Annotated in this window: 20 protein-coding genes; 14 read left to right on the forward strand and 6 right to left on the reverse strand. The window is 56.8% G+C overall.

Annotated elements, in window-relative coordinates; all coding sequences use genetic code 11:
- The first annotated feature begins 199 nt into the window (after nucleotides 1-199).
- The 8 genes from RLO149_RS23730 to RLO149_RS01810 all read left to right on the forward strand — a co-directional run bounded on the left by RLO149_RS23730 (nucleotide 200) and on the right by RLO149_RS01810 (nucleotide 7,201).
- Nucleotides 200-364 carry a hypothetical protein gene (locus tag RLO149_RS23730; RefSeq protein WP_158308131.1) on the forward strand — a complete coding sequence of 55 codons (165 nt, stop codon included), beginning with the start codon at nucleotides 200-202 and terminating at the stop codon, nucleotides 362-364.
- Nucleotides 354-2,441, forward strand: a complete 2,088-nt coding sequence (locus RLO149_RS01780) for a recombinase family protein (RefSeq protein WP_013963133.1) — start codon at nucleotides 354-356, stop codon at nucleotides 2,439-2,441. Before RLO149_RS23730 ends, RLO149_RS01780 begins: the two co-directional genes overlap by 11 nt.
- Before the next feature lie 7 nt (nucleotides 2,442-2,448).
- Complete coding sequence (locus RLO149_RS01785; protein ID WP_083825434.1) at nucleotides 2,449-2,715, forward strand: universal stress protein; 267 nt, start codon at nucleotides 2,449-2,451, stop codon at nucleotides 2,713-2,715.
- A 273-nt stretch (nucleotides 2,716-2,988) separates the two neighbouring features.
- Entirely contained in the window at nucleotides 2,989-3,336 is a 348-nt protein-coding gene (locus tag RLO149_RS01790) for a potassium channel family protein (RefSeq protein WP_245538107.1), read from the forward strand.
- Between the two features lie 97 nt (nucleotides 3,337-3,433).
- A complete protein-coding gene (locus tag RLO149_RS01795; RefSeq protein WP_013960338.1) occupies nucleotides 3,434-3,904 on the forward strand; it encodes a CIA30 family protein in 471 nt (156 codons plus the stop codon).
- Between the two features lie 132 nt (nucleotides 3,905-4,036).
- Nucleotides 4,037-5,461: a circularly permuted type 2 ATP-grasp protein gene (locus tag RLO149_RS01800; protein WP_013960339.1), complete on the forward strand. Its 1,425-nt coding sequence runs from the start codon at nucleotides 4,037-4,039 to the stop codon at nucleotides 5,459-5,461.
- A 1-nt stretch (nucleotide 5,462) separates the two neighbouring features.
- The gene (locus tag RLO149_RS01805) at nucleotides 5,463-6,404 is read left to right on the forward strand and encodes an alpha-E domain-containing protein (protein WP_013960340.1); all 942 of its coding nucleotides are present in this window, start codon (nucleotides 5,463-5,465) and stop codon (nucleotides 6,402-6,404) included.
- Nucleotides 6,404-7,201, forward strand: a complete 798-nt coding sequence (locus RLO149_RS01810) for a transglutaminase family protein (protein WP_013960341.1) — start codon at nucleotides 6,404-6,406, stop codon at nucleotides 7,199-7,201. The genes RLO149_RS01805 and RLO149_RS01810 overlap by 1 nt, the downstream gene beginning before the upstream one ends.
- Nucleotides 7,202-7,364: 163 nt before the next feature.
- Here RLO149_RS01810 and RLO149_RS01815 read toward each other — a convergent pair whose 3' ends face one another.
- The 4 genes from RLO149_RS01815 to RLO149_RS01830 all read right to left on the reverse strand — a co-directional run bounded on the left by RLO149_RS01815 (nucleotide 7,365) and on the right by RLO149_RS01830 (nucleotide 11,540).
- Entirely contained in the window at nucleotides 7,365-8,144 is a 780-nt protein-coding gene (locus RLO149_RS01815) for an IclR family transcriptional regulator (RefSeq protein ID WP_013960342.1), read from the reverse strand.
- A gap of 17 nt (nucleotides 8,145-8,161) precedes the next feature.
- Complete coding sequence (locus RLO149_RS01820) at nucleotides 8,162-9,523, reverse strand: TRAP transporter large permease (RefSeq protein WP_013960343.1); 1,362 nt, start codon at nucleotides 9,521-9,523, stop codon at nucleotides 8,162-8,164.
- Nucleotides 9,523-10,191 carry a TRAP transporter small permease gene (locus tag RLO149_RS01825; protein WP_013960344.1) on the reverse strand — a complete coding sequence of 223 codons (669 nt, stop codon included), beginning with the start codon at nucleotides 10,189-10,191 and terminating at the stop codon, nucleotides 9,523-9,525. Before RLO149_RS01825 ends, RLO149_RS01820 begins: the two co-directional genes overlap by 1 nt.
- A 116-nt stretch (nucleotides 10,192-10,307) precedes the next feature.
- Nucleotides 10,308-11,540 carry a TRAP transporter substrate-binding protein gene (locus RLO149_RS01830; RefSeq protein WP_013960345.1) on the reverse strand — a complete coding sequence of 411 codons (1,233 nt, stop codon included), beginning with the start codon at nucleotides 11,538-11,540 and terminating at the stop codon, nucleotides 10,308-10,310.
- A gap of 107 nt (nucleotides 11,541-11,647) precedes the next feature.
- On the opposite strand from RLO149_RS01830, the gene RLO149_RS01835 reads away from it, so the two are divergent.
- Both RLO149_RS01835 and RLO149_RS01840 read left to right on the forward strand, forming a co-directional pair.
- Nucleotides 11,648-13,243: a GMC family oxidoreductase gene (locus tag RLO149_RS01835; protein ID WP_013960346.1), complete on the forward strand. Its 1,596-nt coding sequence runs from the start codon at nucleotides 11,648-11,650 to the stop codon at nucleotides 13,241-13,243.
- A 182-nt stretch (nucleotides 13,244-13,425) separates the two neighbouring features.
- A complete protein-coding gene (locus tag RLO149_RS01840) occupies nucleotides 13,426-16,581 on the forward strand; it encodes a reductive dehalogenase (protein ID WP_425357868.1) in 3,156 nt (1,051 codons plus the stop codon).
- Nucleotides 16,582-16,636: 55 nt separating this feature from the next.
- Here RLO149_RS01840 and RLO149_RS01845 read toward each other — a convergent pair whose 3' ends face one another.
- Entirely contained in the window at nucleotides 16,637-17,320 is a 684-nt protein-coding gene (locus RLO149_RS01845) for a DUF1045 domain-containing protein (RefSeq protein ID WP_013960348.1), read from the reverse strand.
- A gap of 151 nt (nucleotides 17,321-17,471) precedes the next feature.
- Between RLO149_RS01845 and RLO149_RS01850 the strand changes: the two genes are divergently transcribed.
- Nucleotides 17,472-18,434, forward strand: coding sequence for an NADPH:quinone oxidoreductase family protein (locus tag RLO149_RS01850; RefSeq protein ID WP_013960349.1), 963 nt, complete (start codon nucleotides 17,472-17,474; stop codon nucleotides 18,432-18,434).
- 10 nt (nucleotides 18,435-18,444) lie between these two features.
- Entirely contained in the window at nucleotides 18,445-18,807 is a 363-nt protein-coding gene (locus RLO149_RS01855; protein WP_013960350.1) for a YigZ family protein, read from the forward strand.
- Here the strand turns inward: RLO149_RS01855 and RLO149_RS01860 are convergent.
- On the reverse strand, nucleotides 18,794-19,771 hold the full coding sequence (locus RLO149_RS01860) for a DMT family transporter (RefSeq protein WP_013960351.1): 978 nt from the start codon (nucleotides 19,769-19,771) through the stop codon (nucleotides 18,794-18,796). The two genes, RLO149_RS01855 and RLO149_RS01860, sit on opposite strands and share 14 nt — an antisense overlap.
- A gap of 151 nt (nucleotides 19,772-19,922) precedes the next feature.
- Between RLO149_RS01860 and RLO149_RS01865 the strand changes: the two genes are divergently transcribed.
- Both RLO149_RS01865 and RLO149_RS01870 read left to right on the forward strand, forming a co-directional pair.
- The gene (locus RLO149_RS01865) at nucleotides 19,923-20,861 is read left to right on the forward strand and encodes an ABC transporter ATP-binding protein (RefSeq protein WP_013960352.1); all 939 of its coding nucleotides are present in this window, start codon (nucleotides 19,923-19,925) and stop codon (nucleotides 20,859-20,861) included.
- The gene (locus RLO149_RS01870; protein WP_013960353.1) at nucleotides 20,858-21,619 is read left to right on the forward strand and encodes an ABC transporter permease; all 762 of its coding nucleotides are present in this window, start codon (nucleotides 20,858-20,860) and stop codon (nucleotides 21,617-21,619) included. Before RLO149_RS01865 ends, RLO149_RS01870 begins: the two co-directional genes overlap by 4 nt.
- The last annotated feature ends 34 nt before the right edge of the window (nucleotides 21,620-21,653 follow it).

A 21,653-nucleotide genomic window follows, 5' to 3' on the forward strand; every position in this document is an offset into this window, starting at 1 on the left:
ACGTATGTGGGGATTGAACGAGATCCGGGCGTTGCTGTCATGGCTCCGGCCTGGGTTCTGGATGCTACAGTTTGCGGGCTGATGACATTGGGATCACCGGAGGTGTCGGTGGCCGGATTGCTGGATTTGTCCTCAATTCTGACATTGCAAGGTTTTCGGCGAAGCTTTGATGAGAGCGACTCATCGAAGGAAGCCGAACATGACCACCCTCAGAACAACCAATCTGGCGCAACTGCCTCTTCCATTTCATCCGCCAGTGACTGCCCCGATGAACGAGCAGGAGCGAGAGATGCTGAGGCAGGCTCTTGCACAATTGCTTCTGGAAGCGGCCAGCCTGACACAGGAGGGATCAAATGATGGGTAACAATGACCTCACACCTATCGCAATATTGCCGCCTGCGTTGTTGCAGCGCCGGGCTATAGTCTATGTCCGGCAATCGACACAAAGCCAGGTCATGACCAATCTTGAGAGCCAACGGCGGCAATACGACCTGGTGTCTTCTGCACGCCAGTACGGTTTCCAAGCGGTAGATGTCATCGACGATGATCTCGGGATATCCGCGAGTGGAAGCGCTGTCCGACCGGGATTCGAACGTTTGGTTGCGGCTCTCTGTTCTGGCGAAGTTGGTGCAGTGTTTTGCTTAGAAGTCTCTCGATTGGCCCGCAACGGACGGGACTGGCACCATGTTCTTGAGATCTGTGGCATGGTTGAGGCACGCGTTGTGGATCACGATGGCGTTTATGATCCTCGCCTCCCGAACGACCGACTTCTGTTAGGCATGAAGGGCAGCATCAGCGAGTTTGAACTGGGGATACTGCGAACGCGGATGCTGGACGCTGCCCGTGCGAAGGCCAGGCGTGGCGAACTGCGCTACACCCCACCGATTGGCTATCTTTGGGACCGAGATGCCGGGATCATGTTTGATCCAGACGTGCGGATTCAGGAGGTGATACGCGGGATATTCACTCGTTTTGAAGAACTTGGCAGCGCCAGACAGGTCCTGTTGTCGATGGCTGATCAGGGTATCCATTTTCCACGGCCATCGGACGGTATCCGGCTGACATCTTTTGAGTGGCAGCCAATCCGGTATCGCAATGTCATCAGCATTCTCAAAAATACGTTCTACGCAGGCGTTTATGCTTATGGTAAAACTGGGAAGAAGACGGAGATCAGGGACGGCCGCGCCCATGTCAGCTACAAAAATCACAAATCGCCCGAGGATTGGGAGGTGGTTCTCCACGACCACCACGCTGCCTATATCGAGTTGGGGGCGTATGAACGCAATCAGGCGCAACTCGCGCGCAATGCGTTTGGCAAGGCCGGTGGGACAAAGTCGGCCCGCGGTGGTCGAGCTTTGCTCGCCGGGCTCATGTCCTGTGCCAAATGTGGGAGACGGCTGCACGTTGTCTATGCGGGCCGAACACACCGTCCTGTCTATCGGTGTGACAATCCCAACCTGCTTTTGGGCCAAAAGCGGTGCTTCACATTCGGTGGTGCGCGCGCAGAGACCCTCATTGTTAGCGCCGTTTTGCAAGCCGTTGCCCCGCTGGCCATTGAGGCAGCGCTACAGGCGCAAATCTACATGAGCAATGCAGAGGAAGATCGACGCCAGCTGTTGGAGCTGGAACTGAAGCAAGCGGAATATGACGCCACGCTTGCAGAACGTCGATATGCGGCGTGTGACCCGGAGAACCGCCTGATAGCCGCGACGCTGGAGAAACGCTGGGAGGAAGCTCTCTCGCGGGTCCAAGCCTTCAAGGAACGCATGGCGAGCTCTCCAGACGCGCACGAGACCTTTGATCCAAGCGCATTGAACGGATTGGCGCAGGATCTAAAAGCCGCATGGGAGGCACCTACGGTGAGCATGCGTGCTCGCCAGCAACTGCTCCGGACCTTGATCGAGGACATCGTCGCCGATGTGGATGACACAAGCCGTGAGATTGTGCTGGTCGTCCACTGGAAAGGCGGGCGACACACGGAATTGCGGGTCAAAAAACCAAAGACTGGCGAGCATGGTGCAAAAACCAGCGAGGAGGCCTTAGCGATCATCCGCGAGATGGCAGGGCGATGGTCAGATGGATCCATTGCGGCCTCGCTGAACCGCATGGGCATCCGCACCGGTCAGGACAAAACATGGAATGCAAAGCGCGTGTCCTCCATAAGGCGCGTGAACAACATCCGCGGCTACCTCTCCGCTGACAAGGATAGCCCGTGGCGCACCATGTCTGAGGCCGCAAAAGAGCTCGGTGTGACCAATCACGTGATCCGACGGCTGATCAAGGACGCAATTCTGCCTGCAAAACAGGTTGTCGATGGCGCGCCTTACCAAATCAGGACCGAAGACCTACAATCTGGTCAGGTAATACAAGCACTACGCCGCAAAAAGCGCCCGTGTCGCAGACAAAGCGACCAGCAGCTTTCAATGTTTACAAGCACTTAAAAAGGGGGTGCATAATGACCAACCATTCGCCGAAGCGGCAAATGAGGCGCTCCATAAACTCGTCAGCGATACGCTGCCACAGGCGGAAGGTGTCCAGCATATCGTTGAGATCGGCGTGGTTTATGAAAAGGTTCTTGAAGCCATCGCGTTGAGCCACGCTGACCTCGTTATCGTTGGTGCGCACAAGCCGGACCTCGCCGATCGCTTTATGGGGCCGAACGCCGCCCGTATTGCGCGACACGCGGGGATATCGACGTTGGTTTTGCGGGTGTAATCGATTGAGTTGATACAGGTGTGTTCGCCAAGGCTGTGATGATCCGAAAGGCCCGTCGCTAAAATGCCCGTTCCTGTTGAAACCGGGTCTGTGCAACGGCAACTGTTTTGCCTTTAGATTGCAGCGCGTTTTTGCTATCGCGTCCGACAAGTGTCATCTGGATGTATATCTGACGTGTCCGTTCTGTTTCAAATCACGCTAGGCAGCTCGTTACTGGTGTTGTGCACCTTTATTCACGTGGGTGTCATGGTGTCGTTGACCCGGCGACTTCGAATGATGAAGCAGGCCATGGAGCCCACCACCCAAAAGAAATATTTTGCGGTCCATTCGGCTGTCGTCTTCGCATTGATGCTGTCGCACACGATACACCTCTATATCTGGGCATTCTCTATCTGGGCCCTTGGGGCTTTACCGGGCTACGAAGAGCCGATCTATTTTGCACTCGTGACCTACACAACTGTTGGGTATGGGGACACAACGCTTGGGCCTGCCTTCCGCATTTTTGGGGCCATGGCATCGGTGAACGGGATTCTTGCGTTTGGGATGACGACAGCCTTTCTGGTTGGCTTGTTTCCGCGTGTCCTTGGCTTGCCGACAGAAAAGGACGACCCGAAACCGTGATGCATTTTCGCCGCGAAAACCGCATTTCAATTGTCGGCTCTTTTACGGGCCGTTCCATGATCTTTCTGTGCCAAAGCAATGTACTTTTGGGGGCTTTGTGAAACTGAACCCAACATGGGAATATGTGTCGGACCGTGTCATGGGCGGTGTGTCCGACGGTAGCTTGTCCATTGATATGGACGCTCAACAACTGGTGGCGCGACTGACGGGGCACGTAAGTCTGCAGAACAATGGTGGTTTTATTCAGATGGCTTTTGATCTGTCCCCGGACGACGGCGTGGTGGATGCATCGGATTGGACCGGTTTGGAAATCAAATTGAGGGGCAATGGCGAAAGCTATGATGTCAGGTTGCGCACTGCACAGCTGAGCCGACCGTGGCAGTCTTTTCGCGCACAAGTCACATCAACCGCATCGTGGCGCGTTGCACGTCTTCCCTTTTCTAGTTTTCAACCGCACCGAACCGACAGTACGTTTAACCCTGCGGCCCTGCGCAGGATTGGTATTCTGGCGATTGGCAAAGCGTTTGAGGCTGACATTAGCGTCGCGCACATTGGATTTTACCGCTAGCCTTGCCTGAACACGATGCTGGAATTGGTTAATATTTAGGCAAAGGTCATATTTTTCAGCCTGTTAGCTACGCCGTCAGGGCCTTTTCATAAACTTGGTTGCACCCTTTGAACGGTCCGCTACGCTGGCGACATGACAAAAAAAATAAATCACTTCAGTGAGATGACGGCAGGGGATGATGTGCGCGCACCTTATCGCCACTATCAATCCTGGTTTGCCGGACAGGATGTTAACAGATTGTCGCGAAAAGCGCAGGAAGCGGAAGTCTTCTTTCGACGCACCGGGATTACATTCAACGTTTACGGCCAATCGGACGCCGAAGAACGGCTGATCCCTTTCGATCTGGTGCCGCGTATTCTGTCGGGGGCGGAGTGGACAAAGCTGTCGCGCGGCATCGAACAGCGCGTGCGGGCAATCAATGCGTTTTTGCATGATATTTACAATCGGCAGGAAATCCTGCGTGCGGGTATTGTTCCTGTTGAACTGATCGCAAAGAACGCAGCATTTCTGCCGCAGATGATGGATTTTACACCGCCCGGTGGCGTCTATACGCATATTGTCGGGACAGATATCGTGCGCACCGGCGAAGATGATTTCTACGTGTTGGAAGACAACGCGCGGACGCCATCCGGTGTCAGCTACATGCTCGAAAACCGCGAAACAATGCTGCAGATGTTCCCCGAGCTTTTCAGCAAGATCAAAGTGCAGCGGGTGAGCGATTATCCCAAGAACTTGCGCCGCTCACTTGAGGGCTCGGCACCTGCGGGATGCACCGGGCGACCGTGTGTTGTGGTACTTACCCCGGGCATTCACAATTCTGCCTATTATGAGCACAGCTTTCTCGCGGACCAGATGGGTGTCGAACTGGTGGAGGGGCACGACCTGCGCGTCATTGACGGGCACATCGCAATGCGGACCACACGCGGCTACAAGGTGATCGATGTCATCTACCGGCGTGTGGATGATGATTTTCTCGACCCACTCACCTTTAATCCCGCATCCATGCTGGGTGTGCCGGGTATTATGGATGTGTACCGTGCCGGAAATATCACGATCACGAATGCGCCGGGCACAGGGGTTGCGGACGACAAGGCAATCTACAGCTACGTCCCTGAAATCATTGAATTCTACACCGGTGAAAAGGCGATCCTGAAAAATGTTCAGACGCACCGTTGTTCAGAACCGGACACGCTGAAATATGTGCTCGATAACCTCGCGGATCTGGTGGTCAAAGAGGTGCATGGCTCGGGCGGCTACGGCATGCTTGTAGGACCAGCCGCCAACAAAAAGGAACTGGCGGATTTTGCGGATAAGCTAAGGGGCAACCCTGCGAACTATATTGCGCAGCCGACGTTGTCGCTCTCGACTGTGCCCATATTGACCGACGCGGGTCTTGCCCCGCGGCATGTTGATCTGCGACCCTTTGCATTGGTGTCCCCCAATTCCATCAATATCGTGCCGGGTGGTTTGACACGCGTGGCGCTGACCGAAGGCAGTCTGGTTGTGAACTCAAGCCAAGGTGGCGGAACCAAAGACACTTGGGTATTGGAGAGCTGATATGCTGGGCAAAACCGCAGGTGGATTATTTTGGATGTTCCGCAATCTGGAACGTGCCGGAAATACGGCGCGTCTGATTGAGGCAGGGTTTCGCATCGCGCTGACGCGATCAAACGATCCGGAATCTGAATGGAAATCGGTCATCGTAACCTCGGCGTCGCGGCCGGCGTACACAGCCAAACATGATGGTTATGACAGCGCGCGGGTCACGGATTTTCTGTTGCGCGACCCGGACAACCCGAACTCGGTTCTATCCGTGATCAAGGGCGCGCGCGACAATGCGCGACTGGTGCGCACGGCACTGACCACCGAAGTCTGGATGGCGGTCAACGAAACATGGATGGTGCTGACAAAAGCCCTGAAAGATCCTGTTCCGGAAACAGATCTGCCCGAAGTTTTGAGCTTGATCCGCCAGCAATCGGCGTTGGTACGCGGCGCATTGCATGGCACGATGCTGCGCAATGACATCTACGATTTCAGCCGTTTGGGGAATTTTATCGAACGGATGGACAGCACGGCGCGGATCATTGATGTGAAGTACCACGCCCTGCTGCCTGCCACGTCTTTTGTGGGCAGCCGCATGGACAACGTGCAATGGGAAATGATCCTGCGGTCGGTTTCAGCACATGCCTCGTTTCGCTGGGCTGTCGAAGGAGATTACAACGCACCCAACATTGCCAGCTTTCTGATCCTCGACCGTCGCCTGCCGCGATCTCTGGCCTTTTGCGCGTCACAGATCGTGGATCACCTGACCTATCTTTCGGACGAATACCGCGACCGTCCCCAAAGCCTTGATCTTGCGCAGGATCTGAACGCACGTCTCAGGGACCGCGATATCAGTTCGATTTTTGATGAAGGGTTGCACGAATTTCTGAATGCGGTGATCCGCGATACAAACACGCTTGGTCTTCAGATCCAGCAAGATTACAGGTTCAACGCATAATGGAACTCTCCATCCGACATAAAACCGAATACGCGTATGAAGCGCCAGTTGGTTTTGCCTTGCAGAAGGTACGGCTGCATCCGCTGGATTCTGGCCTGCAAACGGTCCATCGCTGGAGCCTTGACGTTACCGGTGGCAAGGTGGAGGCGAGTTACAGTGATCACTACGGCAATCACGTTGATCTGGTCAGCGCCGAAACCGGCACGCAAAAACTGCAGCTTGTCGCCAGCGGGGTCGTGCAAACGCGTGATACCGCCGGTGTCGTGGGCAAAGTGTACGGGTGCGCGCCACTTTGGCATTTCGCGCAGAACACGCCGCTGACCAAGGCGGGACCGCAGATTACAGTACTCGCTGAGACTGTCGGCGCTGAAAAGGACAGGCTGGATGGGCTGCATGCGCTGAGCGCGGCGATCCTGAAAACGGTGCCTTACGAGGCTGGCCACACACATTCATCGACCCCGGCCGAAGAGGCGGTGAATGTGGGCAAGGCCGTGTGTCAGGATCATGCAAACATCTTTGTGTCTGCCGCCCGGGTCGCCGGATTGCCCGCGCGCTATGTCAGCGGATACCTGTTGATGAACGAAACCATTGATCAGGATGCCAGCCACGCATGGGCCGAAGTCCATCTTGATGACCTTGGATGGGTCGGCTTTGATGTGTCCAATGGTGTCTCCCCGGATGAAAAGTACATTCGTATTGCCATCGGGCGAGATGCGCATGACGCAGCACCAGTGTCCGGTCTGCGCAGCGGGTCCGGGGCAGAGAGCATGATGGTCTCTTTGCAAGTCCAGCAGTAGCCCGGAGCAGCGCGGCAAAAACGTGTTGGATTGAGGTCAAATAGCCTCTGGCTTGCGCCTGTGTCGCGCTTTCATGTGCTGTAACAGCGTGGCCTCCAATAATGAACAAGCGGTTCAATCATTGCGCTTAAACAAGCTACGTTTGGGTGGATGGCGTCGTCGGCTAGGAGTTGATCAGCTCTGACAGATCGCTTGCAGCGGCAAACAGACTGTCAACTTTGGCGACAAGGTCCTCAAGGCTCTGGCGTTGCAAGGGTGCATGCACGGACAGGGTTGAGACCAGTCTCTTTTGCGTATCATAGATTGGTACAGCAACGGCTGCCATACCTTCCATGAACTCTTCGGCATCCGTGGAGAAACCACGTTTGCGGGTCAGTTCCAGCTCTGCCTTGAGCGCGTCTCGGTCGGTGATTGTGCCGGGGACATATTCATCCAATTTCAGATTGGCCAGCAGCCTGTCGAGATAGGCGGGGCGCAGTGCAGAGAGGTACATCTTGCCACTTGCGGTGCAATGAAAGGGCACGTTTGAGCCGACAGGCAGTTGAATACGCAAGGGCCAATGGGTTTCCACCCGGTCGAGATAGGTCATCCCTTCGCGGTCAGGTGTCGAGATGTTGCAGGTCTCTCCGATTTCCTCGGCAAGGCGGCGCAGGATCACGAGTCGCAGCATGCGCACCCGTTGCGAAGAAACCGTGTTGACCGCCAGTTTGCGCAATCGAGGGCCGGGACTATAGGACCGGCCGTCGATGTCGCGCTGTAAGAACCCTGCTTCCTCTGCGGTGTGAAAGAGGCGGTGCAGGGTTGGTTTCGGCAAGTTGAGCGTATCTTTTAACGCCGAAGGCGTGACCGGAACCCCAACCCTGGCGACCTCTTCAAGCAAGACCAGCAGCCGCAAATTCGTCGGTATCTGGCCGTGCTTTTCAGGAGAGAGGTCGTCAGGCATAGTGGTTCCGTCTCAGGTTACTGCATGAACCCAACCAACCACAAAGCGGTGATCGGCGTGAGTGCGACAAATACCCAAACTATCAGCAGCGCAGCAAGGTACATCGTGGAGAACCTGAGCAGCCTGAAGTAAGGCACCCCTGTCACCCCTGAGGCCACATATAGGTTCAACCCATAGGGCGGCGTAATGAACCCAATTGACGCACCCACAAGGAAGACAACCGCAAAGTGGACCGGATCAACACCGACAGACACGGCAATCGGGGCCAGAATTGGCGCAAGGATGATGGTCACAGGCAGGGATTCAAGGATCATGCCCGTGATGAAGACAATCGCCATCGCCGTAAACAGCACCGCGTAGTACCCGCCCATGCCGGTCACGAACTCGCCGATGTATTCTTTTGCACCCAGCGATGACAGGACCTGTTGCATCGCAACCGACACCGCGATCAGTGGCACCAGAATACCTGTAATCTGTGCGGACCGGGACACGATGCCTGGCACGCTTGGCAAGGTGAAACCTTCGACGACAAACATCGACAGAAAGCTCTTTTCGTTCACTGGCACGTCGGCATCACTACCGAGGACCTTGTTGAGCGGATAACAAAGCAGACCCACGAACACACAGAAACCAACGGTCACACCCGCAGCCTCGGTTGGCGAGAATTTACCCGTGTAGATACCCCAGAGTACCAACCCGATTGCAAAGAACCCCAGCCACGCCCCGAATGCGGTTTTGATCACCCGCTGAAAGGACAGACCGATCAGGATACCCCAGCCATTGATCGTGCAGACGATGAACGCAACCGTCATCATGGCGAGGACCATCATCGTTCCGGGCACGATACCCGCGATGAACAGCTCGGAAATGGGAAGGTTCATCAGAAACCCGTAGACAATAAAGATGATCGACGGCGGAATGATGATGCCGACCGTACCGCCCGCCGCCGCCGTGGCCGCAGAAAAGCGTTCGTCGTAGTTGCCTTTGACCATTTCGGGATGCAGCATCGACCCGATGGTAGCTGTTGTGGCTGAGTTCGACCCTGAGATCGCCGCGAAAAGCCCGCATGCCGCGATGGATGCCATGGCCAAACCGCCGCGCAGCCACCCCAGACAGGAATAGGCAAAATTCGATAATCGTCGCGCAATTCCGGATTGGTTAATCAAATCCCCGGTCAGGATGAACAGGGGCATGGCAAGCAGGGCAAAGCCTTTGCTGAACACGTTGATCAACTCGTTGCCAGTGTTGGCCAGTGGCAGATCAATGACAAAGCTACAGCCAATCACCCAGTAGAAAATGACGAGCAGGACAGGCGTGCCGAGCATGAACAAAGCCGTGACCGCCAGCGAAATAAGTGTAATCCAAGATCCATCTGACATTATACGTCTCCGCCGATAACAGCTTGTTTGATGATGGGGGTGCCGGAGCGGAAATTGTTCCAGTCCTCCAGCCAGTTCCCGATGACGCGGCCTGACATGAGCGTGAATGCAATCGGGACGGTCAGGTAAAACCACCATTTCATGACATCATCGACGCCATCGACCAACTGGAAATTGTCAGCGGACAGTGCGGTAAACCGCAAGGAGGTTGTAATAGCGATCCAGCAAAAACCGAGCCACAAAGCAGCGTCCAGCGTCAGTGTCGCCATCTGCCCGACAGGGCGCATTTTCGAGCGAAATTCACTAAAACTAAGGTGCGTTCGCAGTTTGACGTTATAGGAACAGGCAAACCACGCCATGACCATGAAGAGGAAGGGGGGAACCGTCGTGGACCCGGACCATTGGTGCGAGAACACAAAGCGGTCGATCACACCCCAGCAGATGATACCCGCGATGATGAGATACATTGTAACTGACAAGCCACGTTCAAGATGCTTTTCGCAGAACGGGACAAACTTGTAGAACAGATGCGCCAGATACCCGCAAACGAGCGTGGCCACGAAACAGAACAGCCACATGCCATCTGTGTCAAACGCGCTTCTCTTTTCCCAGGCACTACCTGAAAAAAGAGCAGGAACAATAGCTACGGCTTCAGAAATTAAAGACATATAGATCTCCCCCTCACTTTAGGAATTCCACCATTATGAGGTGGTATTTTTGAGATAAGAAGGCCGACCCAAACGCCTCTTCGGGTCGGCCCTTTCTCATTTGTATCAAGCCTGATTTAGGCTTTCCACCACCGGCGAGGTTCAACATTCTCGGGCAAGGTGTCACCGGGAATCTTGCGTACTTCGTCGTAGATGTCCTGATAAGTGTCGAGGCCACCGGACCAGCCGTTGAGCCGCTCGCGCCATGATTCCCACAATTGTGGTTGATACTCTGGCGAGCACATTTCTTCGGCTTTCTTGATCTCTTCGGCAGACAGGAACGCGTTGCGCACGTTGTTCTGGGCAAAGATCGTGTTTGGCAGCTGTGGATCAGACTGACCAACAGTGTTGATCAGCGCGACCTCATTCGCGGCCTGAACATGGACCTGCGCCAAATAGGACGATTCCATCACAGCATCCTGCAATTCGCCACCAAGGCTGTCAAAGACAGACGCAGACATAGCTGTATGCTCTGTGCCGCAGAAGAAGTTCAGGTGAACCGACTGCGATACAACTGGTGACATATTGGCATAGGCAACGGCAGATGCCCATGTTTCGGCACCGTCAATCAGGCCCTGCTTGAGGCCATCAAGGGTTTCTTCCCACGCCACCGGAACCGGGTTGAGGTTCAGCGCTTCCATAGCGATCCGGCCAAGCTGTGTCCCTGTGACACGGTTCTTGGTGCCTGCAAGTTGTTCAACGGACGTCACCAAAGGCTTGTCTTCAAAGTTCAGGCCCAACTGGATGCCGCGTAGTTCTGCATGGCTGAACAGGAACTTCAGGCCGTGGCGCTTTTCATAGGGCTCGCGCAGCAGAGCCTGCGACGCGGGTGAATAGAGGAAGTGGTACTGATCCGCCCGGTTGCGGAACATGTAAGCGTAATCGAGAACGTTCAAATATGGGGCACCACCCGCAGAGTTCTGCGTGGATGCCGCATAGATATCGACGATACCTTGCTGCGTCTTCTCAACGCAGGATGTTTGTCCACAGATCTGATTGTCGCCGATGAACTCGACGCGAATCTCGCCGTCCGTGCGGCTTTCGAGGTCGCGCGCGAATTCGAGACAGCCTGCGCGCTCAATCAAAAGGTTGCGTGCATTGAAGCCCGAAGCACCAAACTTCAGCGTATACTTCGCCTCTTTCGCAAAGCGTTTTTCATATGTGGATTCAGCAGCTTTTGCCAAATTTGCAAAACTCATTGCACCGCCGAACGTGCCGGCTGCAAGGAGGGTCGAGCTCATGCCGTAGCGACCTGCGATTTTAAACAGATCGCGGCGTGAGATGCCCTTCAAATTGTTATGTAATTTCATGCGTTCCTCCCTGAACGTCGATTATTGAGACATTTCGTCCCAAAAAACCCTAGTATGGTTAATCGTTTTTGCCTAGAGTTTTTTTATTCTACATGGGGGAGTGCGTCGTGGAAGCAGATTTTGTCATTGTCGGAGCAGGTTCAGCCGGTTGTGTCCTTGCCAATCGTTTAAGCGCTGACCCCAAAAACAAGGTGATCCTGTTGGAGGCAGGCGGGCGCGATCTGAACCCGTGGATCCACATTCCCGTTGGATACTTCAAAACCATCCACAATCCAAACGTTGATTGGTGTTACAAAACCGAACCCGATCCGGGCCTGAACGGGCGGTCCATTGAATGGCCGCGTGGCAAGGTGCTGGGCGGGTCGTCATCGCTGAACGGGTTGCTCTATGTCCGTGGGCAACCACAGGACTATGATCGCTGGCGGCAGATGGGCAATACCGGGTGGGGCTGGGATGATGTTCTGCCGCTGTTCAAGCGGGCCGAATGCAATGAACGCGGTGCGGATGAGTTTCACGGGGATCAGGGGCCGCTTTCGGTCTCGAACATGCGTATCCAGCGGCCCATCACGGATGCATGGGTCGCGGCGGCGCAGGCTGCGGGTTACAAATATAATCCCGATTACAATGGCGCCGAACAGGAAGGCGTCGGCTTTTTCCAGTTGACCAGCCGCAATGGCCGGCGGTGCAGTTCTGCGGTGGCCTATCTGAATCCTGTCAAGAAACGGCCCAACCTCAAGATCATTACGCATGCGCAGGCGGACAAGGTCGAGATCAAAGAGGGCCGCGCGGTTGGTGTGACCTATACGGATCGGTCTGGTCAACAGCACATGATCCATGCCCACCGCGAGGTTATCCTGTGTGGCGGGGCGATCAACTCGCCGCAGCTTTTGATGTTGTCGGGGATCGGCGATGCGGAGCAATTGTCTGAACACAACATAGACGTCAAAAAGGCCCTGCCGGGCGTTGGCAAGAACCTGCAGGACCATTTGCAGGCGCGTTTAGTCTATAAATGCAATGAACCCACACTCAATGATGAGGTGACAAGCCTGATGGGGCAAGCCAAGATCGGGCTGAAATACGCCTTGTTCCGTGCTGGTCCCATGACCATGGCCGCCAGCCTTGCCACCGGGTTTCTGAAAACCCGCGATGATCTGGAAACCCCTGATATCCAGTTTCATGTGCAACCCTTGTCGGCGGAAAACCCGGGCAAGGGGGCGGACAAGTTCTCAGCCTTCACGATGTCCGTGTGTCAGCTGCGCCCTGAAAGCAAAGGTGAAATCAGACTGGCCTCGGCCAATGCGCGCGCCTACCCCAAGATCATCCCCAATTACCTCTCGACTGAAACGGATTGCCGGACGGTGGTGGCTGGCGTCAACATCGCCCGCTCCATTGCGCGCCATGCCCCGCTGACCTCCAAGATTTCGCAGGAGTATCGCCCGCATGAAAGTCTGGATATGGATGACTTTGACGCGACACTTGATTGGGCACGCAACAATACCGCCTCCATCTATCACCCCACGGGCACCTGTAAAATGGGCGATGGCGCGGATGCGGTCGTGGATCATAAATTGCGCGTTCACGGCATCGACGGGCTGCGCGTTGCCGATTGCTCGATCATGCCCGAGATCGTCTCAGGCAATACGAATGCGCCCGCGATCATGATCGGAGAAAAGGCGTCCGATCTGGTTTTGAACGCTGCCTGATGCGCGTGATGGCGCAGGGCTGGTAAAGCCGCGCCGTTTGCGTATAGGTTTGATTGATCTGGCGGTGCTGCTGCCCGGTGAAGGGTGCCGTTGTGGTCTCCTGTCAGGCTGATTGAGTGTCCACAGTGACGACAAGGTTTTTCTCTACTGCAAAACGCCCGCCGCACCTTGGCCCTTACCCGATGGAACGCTTGGAGCGTGGCGCAATGCCCGACCTTACGTCCGTGCCTGCGATGAAGCCCCTGTCGTTTGAAAACCACGATGACCCGCTGTCGATCATTCATGCGATGGATGAATATCAGGCCACCATGGATGCGATCCGCGACGGTTTGGTGAACCGCACCCGTGCGACCTGCCCGGATGACCCGGATGAGCGGTCCAAGCATTTGAAAGCCTTCGGCTATTTCAGCGATGCGGCCATGGTGGGCGTTGGGCCTGTGCCCCGAAGCGCCTTGCTCGCGCAGCCTGTGCGAAATGCGGGCATTGATCGCTTGGCGCAGGAACTCAAGACCAAGCAGGTCAAGACGCTGGCGTCCGGCATCGATACGATCATGGCGGATTTGCAGGAAAGCGTGCAGGCACCCCCCAGCACCATTGTGGATCATGAGCACGCGTTGGTCTTTCTTTATGACATGCCGCGCGACCCACGCGCCGACGAAACGGGCGCCGCCTGGATCCAGCATGCGCAGGCGCATCGGGCCTGTCTGCGCGCGTCCGAAACGGCGGTCGTTCTGGCCGAATACATCAGGTTGCTGGGCTGGGATGCCAAGGCGCATACCGCCACCAGCACGGACGTTGATCTGAACCAGTTGACCGTCGCGGCAGGCTTGGCCGTTGTTGATGCCGGTAAACTGGTGAACCCCTTTGTGGGGGATCGTTTTGGGGTGGCGGTTGTCACGACGACACTGCCAGTCGCGCATGACCGACCGCTGCGTCCATTGCCCGAGCAAAGATGGCTGAAAACAAATGCACCTGCGTGGTGGGTTGGCTATGGAACCGCAAAATCAGCACTGAACAAGGACCCGTTTGCGCGGCGCGATTTTGCCAAAGGACCGCACCCTTTCGAGACGCTGAAACGGGTTGAGCAGCCGACGACCTATATTGATGAGGCGCATGTCGCGCGGGTGCCCAAACGGGCGGACATGTTCGCGCGCGCGCAATTCGGTGATCTGGGCAAGGCGGTGCAAAAGGCCGCCGCCGGGGGCTACTACGCGCTCAAATCGGCCCCTTCGATGGCGCAACGGCGGATGTTGGGTGCTTTGATCCCGTTTCAGGATGGCTCCGAAGCGGGGCAGAAACACATTGCGACGGCAGAAGAGAACGCAGCTAACATCAAGGCCACGAGTTATTATCTGGGCGTGGATGCGGTCGGCATCAGCCGTTGCCCAGACTGGACGTGGTATAGCCATGATGCAACGGGTGCCGTGCTGGATCCGCCGCACGATCAGGCGATCAGCATGATTATAGATCAGGGTTTCGAAACGATGGAGGGGGCCTCGGGGGATGACTGGATCAGCGTGGCGCAATCCATGCGGGCCTATCTGCGGTTCTCGCTGCTCGGGGGGGTGATCGCGCGTCAGATCAGACGCATGGGGTATCAGGCCAAGGCGCACACGGTCATGGATGGCGAGGTGCTGCAACCGCCCCTGTTGCTGTTGTCCGGTCTGGGCGAGGTCAGCCGCATTGGTGAGGTGATCCTGAACCCGTTTCTGGGGCCGCGCCTGAAATCCGGGGTGGTGACGACCGATATGCCGCTTGCGCATGACAAGCCGATTGATTTCGGGCTCCAGCGGTTTTGCGAAAGCTGCAACAAATGTGCGCGGGAGTGTCCCTCGGGCGCAATCACCGCAGGGCCGAAAAAGATGTTCAACGGCTATGAAATCTGGAAATCGGACAGCCAGAAATGCGCAACCTATCGCATTACGACCAAGGGCGGGTCGATGTGTGGGCGCTGCATGAAAACCTGCCCGTGGAACCTTGAGGGTTTGTTTGCGGAAAAGCCGTTTCGCTGGGCGGCGATGAAGGTGCCAAAGGCCGCACCGGTGCTGGCGCGGTTGGATGACGCTTTGGGCAATGGGGGGCTGAAGCCCGTCAAAAAGTGGTGGTGGGACATCGAGCTTGATCAGGACGGCGGCTACCACCCTGCGCGCGCACCGGTGAATGCGCGGGATCTGCAGGTCGACCTCGACCTGAAATACGCCGATCAGACGCTGGCGGTATACCCGGCACCGCTGGCCCCACCGCCTTGGGCCTACCCGTTTCCGATGGACCGTGAGGCGGGGATCGCGGCCTATCAGAACCTGATATCTGCAGCGGAATACAAGCGTCGGCGCAAGGCCGGCGAAACAGGTGCCTGGGCGCACGCTTACGCGGCCGACACCAATGACAGCCCTGTCGTTCAGGTGCAGGTCGCGCGCGTTACCCATCTGACGGATAAAATCAGTCACTACCTGCTGAAAGCGACAGATGGTGCGGTGCTGCCCCGCTGGGACGCCGGGGCGCATCTGGACATTGTCATCGCGCCTGATGCCCTGCGCCAGTATTCCCTGATGGGAGACCCGGCAGATCGCACATGCTATGAAATTGCGGTGTTGCGCGAAGAGACCGGCAAGGGCGGTTCGCGGCTGCTGCACCGTATTTTCGCTGAGGGCCGAAAGGTCTTTGTCTCCAGACCGATCAACCATTTCCCGCTGGTGCGCGACGCCGACCACAGTTTTCTGATGGGCGGGGGCATTGGGCTGACACCCATGATCGCGATGGCCCATGCGCTTCATGCTGAGGGGCGGTCGTTCGAGGTGCATTACTCGGTCTCACATCAGAAAACGGCGGCATTTGTGCCGTTGCTGCACTCCGTGCCTTGGGCAGACAGGGTGCATGTTCATAACAGTCAGAATGGCACGCGCGCACCGCTCGATGCGATTTTCCTCGCCCCCCGGACAGGTGCGCATGTCTACGCATGTGGCCCTGATCGCTATATGGCGGCCGTTATGGAGGCGGCCGAAAAGGCGGGCGTCTTTGAGGAGGCGCGCCATCAGGAGTATTTTACGGTTCCCGACCTGCCGGAGTATCAAAACCATGATTTCACGCTGGCATTGAAAGACGGTCGGCGCATCCCGGTGCCCGCCGATCAATCTGCCGCGCAGGCGCTGATTGCAGCGGGCGTCGCCGTTGATCTGAAATGTTCCGACGGTCTATGCGGCGTGTGCAAATGCGGCGTCATCTCCGGTGAGGTCGAGCATCGAGATTTTGTTCTGTCCGCTAAACAGCGCAGCGATCAGATGATTTTGTGCCAGTCGCGTGCGCTGCAGGATGGCGGTGAATTGGTGCTTGATCTGTAAAACACGCCGCCCGCATTTGTGGATCAGGTGGGGAGCGACCTCATGCGGCTGGCCTTCATATTGCGGCACCGGTCTGCGGGTCGCGCAGCCTCGCCTGTTCTATCGACTTGAAAGTACCATCCGCGCGTTCGCCGACAAGCGTGATCGTGGCGATTGTCAGCGGTGCAATTTGCGCTGGTGCGAAATGCGCCTCGGCCTGCGTCATCACCCTGTCGCGGATGTGTTTGGGGAGCGGACCGCTCAGCGTCATGTGAAACCGAAACGAGTCCATCACATGGGCATATCCCCATTGTTCGAGGTTCTGGCGATGCGCCTGCGTCATATGCGGTTTTGTTTTTCGCAGACGCTCCGCTTCGCTCAAGGGCGCGCGAAAAGGGTCAAGCCGCGTGACGCAGTTGGCTGCAAGGCTTTGCAAGGCATCCGTAATGCCAAAAGGCACCAACGCGACAAACCCGCCGAGGCGTTTGACCTCTAGCCCTTCCAACGCGACGGGCGCGAGGTTCTGAGCCAGATCGCGAAACGCACAAAGCATGTCATTTTCTGTGACCCCGTCCACCAGAAAGAACGGCGCTTTCAGCGTGGCATGAAACCCGTATCTGCGCGGGGTCGCGACGATATCAAGGTCTGGTGAACCGACGGGCTGGCCTTTGGCGATGTCCCATCCAAGCCAGCGCGCACCAAGCTCGGCAAACCGCCCGGGCGGTGGCGTGTAGTAGATGGCATAGCGGGTGTAGGTCATGCTGTGTCCGGCGGCTTGGTCGCACCGCTGTCCTGACATGACGACCACAGGCTTGCCAAGACCAAAAGGCGCATCGCACCGCCGCGCCCCTTGCAAATACGCACGCCCTCTGGGCAGATAGGCGCAGAATGCGGCAGTAAAGGATGTTTCGATGCGCGCGATGCAAGTGACGGAACTTGGCAAACCCCTCAGCCTGCGAGACATACCGCACCCCTCCGCCGGGGCCGGGCAGGTTGTCGTCAAGGTGCACACCTGCGGTCTGAACTTTGGCGATTTGCTGGCGATCAAAGGCACCTATCAGGAACGGCCCGACGTGCCCTTTACCCTTGGTATGGAACTCTGCGGGACGGTCACCGAGGTGGGGCAGGGCGTGACAAGGTTCACGGTCGGTCAACGGATCGCTGCCTATTGCGGCTTTGACGCCTTGGCGGATTTCGCGGCAATTTCCGCCGATATCTGTGTGCCGATCCCGGATGTCATGTCCGATGAAGATGCCGCCGCTTTCCTCATTGCCTATGGAACTAGCCATGTTGCGCTCGATTATAAGGCGCATCTGCGTGCGGGGGAGCGGTTGCTCGTGCTTGGGGCCTCGGGCGGCGTCGGGCTGACGGCGGTCGAGTTGGGCAAATTGATGGGCGCAGAGGTGATCGCCGTGGCGCGGGGGGCGCAGAAACTACAGGTGGCCAAGGCGGCAGGCGCGGATCATCTGATCGATTCCGAGACGGATGATATTCGGGACTGCGTCAAGGCACTGGGCGGCGCGGATGTGGTCTATGACCCGATCGGGGGTGAGCAGTTCAAGGCGGCCTTGCGGGCGTGCCGACCCGAGGCGCGCCTGATCCCGCTGGGGTTTGCCTCGGGCGAGGTGCCGCAAATTCCGGCCAACCATCTGCTGGTCAAGAACCTGACGGTGATCGGCTTTTACTGGGGTGGTTATACGCGGGTGAACCCAAAGGTCCTGACAGATAGTTTCGAGGTGCTGACCGATTGGTATGTGGCCGGAAAGATCAAACCACATGTCAGCCATGTCCTGCCGCTGGAGCAGGCCAATGAGGCGCTTGATTTACTGCGCACGCGCAAAGCAACCGGCAAGGTTGTGGTCCGGGTGGCGTGAGGGGCTGGGCGTGCAGGTTTTCGAAGGGATCATTAGCGACCGCGGGTCAAAATATGCCGTCTCCGGCGGGCCCTGCGCAGATGAAACAGCGGCCAAGGCCTTTGTCAAAGCGCTGCTGCGGCGCAAGAAATTTGCCAAGGCGACGCATCATTCATGGGGCCTTTTGACTTCCAGCGGTCCGCTCAAGAATGATGACGGTGAGGCCGGGGCCGGTATGGTGATCCTGCGCATGTTGGAGCGCGAAGGGCTGCAGGACGAAATCGTTGTCGTGACGCGCTGGTATGGCGGCAAGCATCTGGGCGGAGACCGTTTCCGCCATGTGCAGGACGCTGTGCGGTATTATCTGGAGCGACGCGACGCTATTGACGCTTGATCGGGCCGCGCGCCACCACGCGGGCTTTTTGCTGCTCGCGCAGGAACACGAACAGCCCCGAGCCGAGGATAAGCGCGATACCCGCCCAGACCTCCCAGACCGGGAGTTGCGCAAAGATCAGCCATCCCCAGAAAACCGCCAGTGGCAGCCCGACATATTCAAACGGCGCGACGGTTGCGGCATCTGCGATACGGTAGGCCTGGCTCAGGCAATAGCCGATGATAGCGGCATTGGCGCCCATCCCGAGGATGAACCACCAGTCTATGCCCACCGGCCAAATCCACGCGCGCAACAGAAATTCTACTGAGGCGTTTTCTGTCCCCGCCGCGAACCGGCCATCCCCGGCAACAAGATAGAACCCCAGCGAGACCACGATGAACGACATGTGAATGTAGACCGACAGCGCAGAGGCTTTGCTGCTGACCCCAAGTTTTCGCGTCATCAACTGGTTGAGCGCATACATCAAGGCGGCAAAGACGGGCAGCAACAATACAAGACGCGACGCCTCAAGCGTGTCAGCGCCCGCCCAGGGCCGCTGCATCAGGATCACACCGCAAAACCCGACCAGAACGGCCGTCATGCGCAGGATGCCAACCTTCTCCCCCAGAATCGGGATCGACAATAGGGTGATCAAAAGCGGTGCGGCAAAAAACAGCGCCGTTGCATCCGCCAGCGGAAGCGCGGCAAGGGCTGCAAAATAGCTCATGTTCGCTGCGACAATGAGCAGGCCGCGTATCGCGTGCAATACAGGTTGGCGCGTTTTCAGAATGCGCCAGCCGCCTTCCATCTGGACCAGAAATACCGAAAATGCGAGCCCCAGAACTGAGCGCAGAAAGACGAGTTCGTGCAGTGGATACTGGCCGGAAAGCTGTTTGATCAGCATATCATTGACGGAAATGGCCAGAACCCCGAATAGGATGAACAGGATCGCAAGGCCTGACTTGTTCTCAGCAACAGTTGTCATTTGCTACCCATATCATGCAAACGATGCAGGTCTTGCACAGATGCGACACGCTGCACCGCATCCGGGACGCAGAGGTACTGCGCATTTCTGCTCTGTCCATTCCGGCCACCTGGCCCTATTTGTTCGGGCAATTCTGTGGGGGAGCGTTCAAATGACGGCCATTCTTGAGATCAAGGACCTGCGCAAAGTCTATTCTGACGGGTTCAAAGCGCTCAACGGTGTCAGCCTTGAGATTGAAGAGGGCGAGATCATCGCCCTGCTTGGGCCGAATGGGGCAGGCAAAACGACGCTGATTTCCACTGTTTGCGGGATCACGCGGGCCAGCGGCGGGAGCGTGCGCGTGGGTGGGTTTGACATCATCAAGGATTTTCGCGCAGCCCGGGGCATGATCGGTCTGGTTCCGCAGGAGGTCAATCTTGAGCCCTTTGAGCGTGTGATCAACACGGTGCGTTTTTCGCGCGGGCTGTTTGGCAAGCCGAGTGATGACACAAAGGTGGAGGCGATCCTGCGGCAACTGTCTTTGTGGGACAAGCGCGACAATCAGATCCGTGAGCTATCCGGCGGTATGAAACGACGTGTGTTGATTGCCAAAGCTTTGAGCCATGAACCACGCCTGCTGTTTCTGGACGAACCAACGGCAGGTGTGGATGTCGAGTTGCGCAAGGACATGTGGGAGATCGTTGCAGATCTCAAGGCGTCTGGTGTGACAATCGTGCTGACGACCCATTACATCGAAGAGGCCGAAGCCATTGCGGACCGGGTTGGCGTGATCGCCAAGGGCGAGTTGCTGCTGATCGAGGAAAAATCCGAGCTGATGAAGCGCATGGGGCAAAAGCAGCTTCAGGTGCAATTGACCCAAACGCTCGACGGCATTCCCGCGGCTTTGGCGAAATACGGCCTCAGCCTTGCTCAGGACGGTCGCTCACTGACCTACACCTATGACACGCGCGCGGAACGCACGGGCATTACGTCGCTGTTGGCGGATGTTGCGGCTGCGGGCCTCGTGCTGCGCGATGTCGTAACGCGCCAAAGCAGTCTGGAGGACATTTTCGTTGATCTGGTCCATCAAGACGCGGAGGTCGAAGCATGAACCTTATCGCTGTAAAAACCATCTTTATGTTCGAAATGGCCCGGTTCTTCAGAACCATCGCACAAAGCCTGCTGTCCCCGGTCTTGTCTACATCGCTTTACTTTGTGGTTTTCGGCGCGGCCATTGGCAGCCGCATTCAGGAAGTGGACGGGGTCAGTTATGGCGCGTTCATCGTGCCGGGCCTGATCATGCTGTCGGTGATCACGCAGGCGATTTCCAACGCATCCTTTGGCATCTATTTCCCCAAGTTCATCGGCACGACCTATGAACTCCTTTCCGCCCCCGTGAGCTTTCTTGAGATCGTCGCGGGCTATGTGGGTGCTGCTGCCGCAAAGGCGATGTTTATCGGGGTGATTATTTTGGCCACGTCCTTTGCTTTCGTGGACATTCAGATCGCGCACCCAATCGCGATGATACTGTTTCTCGTCCTGACCTGCCTCAGCTTTTCGCTTTTGGGTTTCATCATCGGCATATGGGCAAGCAATTTTGAACAGTTGCAACTGGTGCCTTTGCTCGTGATTACCCCTCTGGTTTTTCTGGGTGGCGCATTTTATTCAATTTCGATGCTGCCGCCGGTTTGGCAAACGATTTCGCTTTTCAACCCGGTCGTCTACCTGATTTCAGGATTTCGATGGTCGTTTTTTGGCGCTGCAGATGTGCCGATTGGCCTTTCCCTTATGGCTATTGCAGCCTTTACGGGCGTGTGTCTGCTGGTGATCGGATGGATTTTCAAAACCGGTTGGCGTCTTCGGCAATAAAGTAACGTGTGAAAACTCTTGTCGTATCCGCCTT

The organism is Roseobacter litoralis Och 149, from assembly GCF_000154785.2.
Classification (GTDB): domain Bacteria; phylum Pseudomonadota; class Alphaproteobacteria; order Rhodobacterales; family Rhodobacteraceae; genus Roseobacter; species Roseobacter litoralis.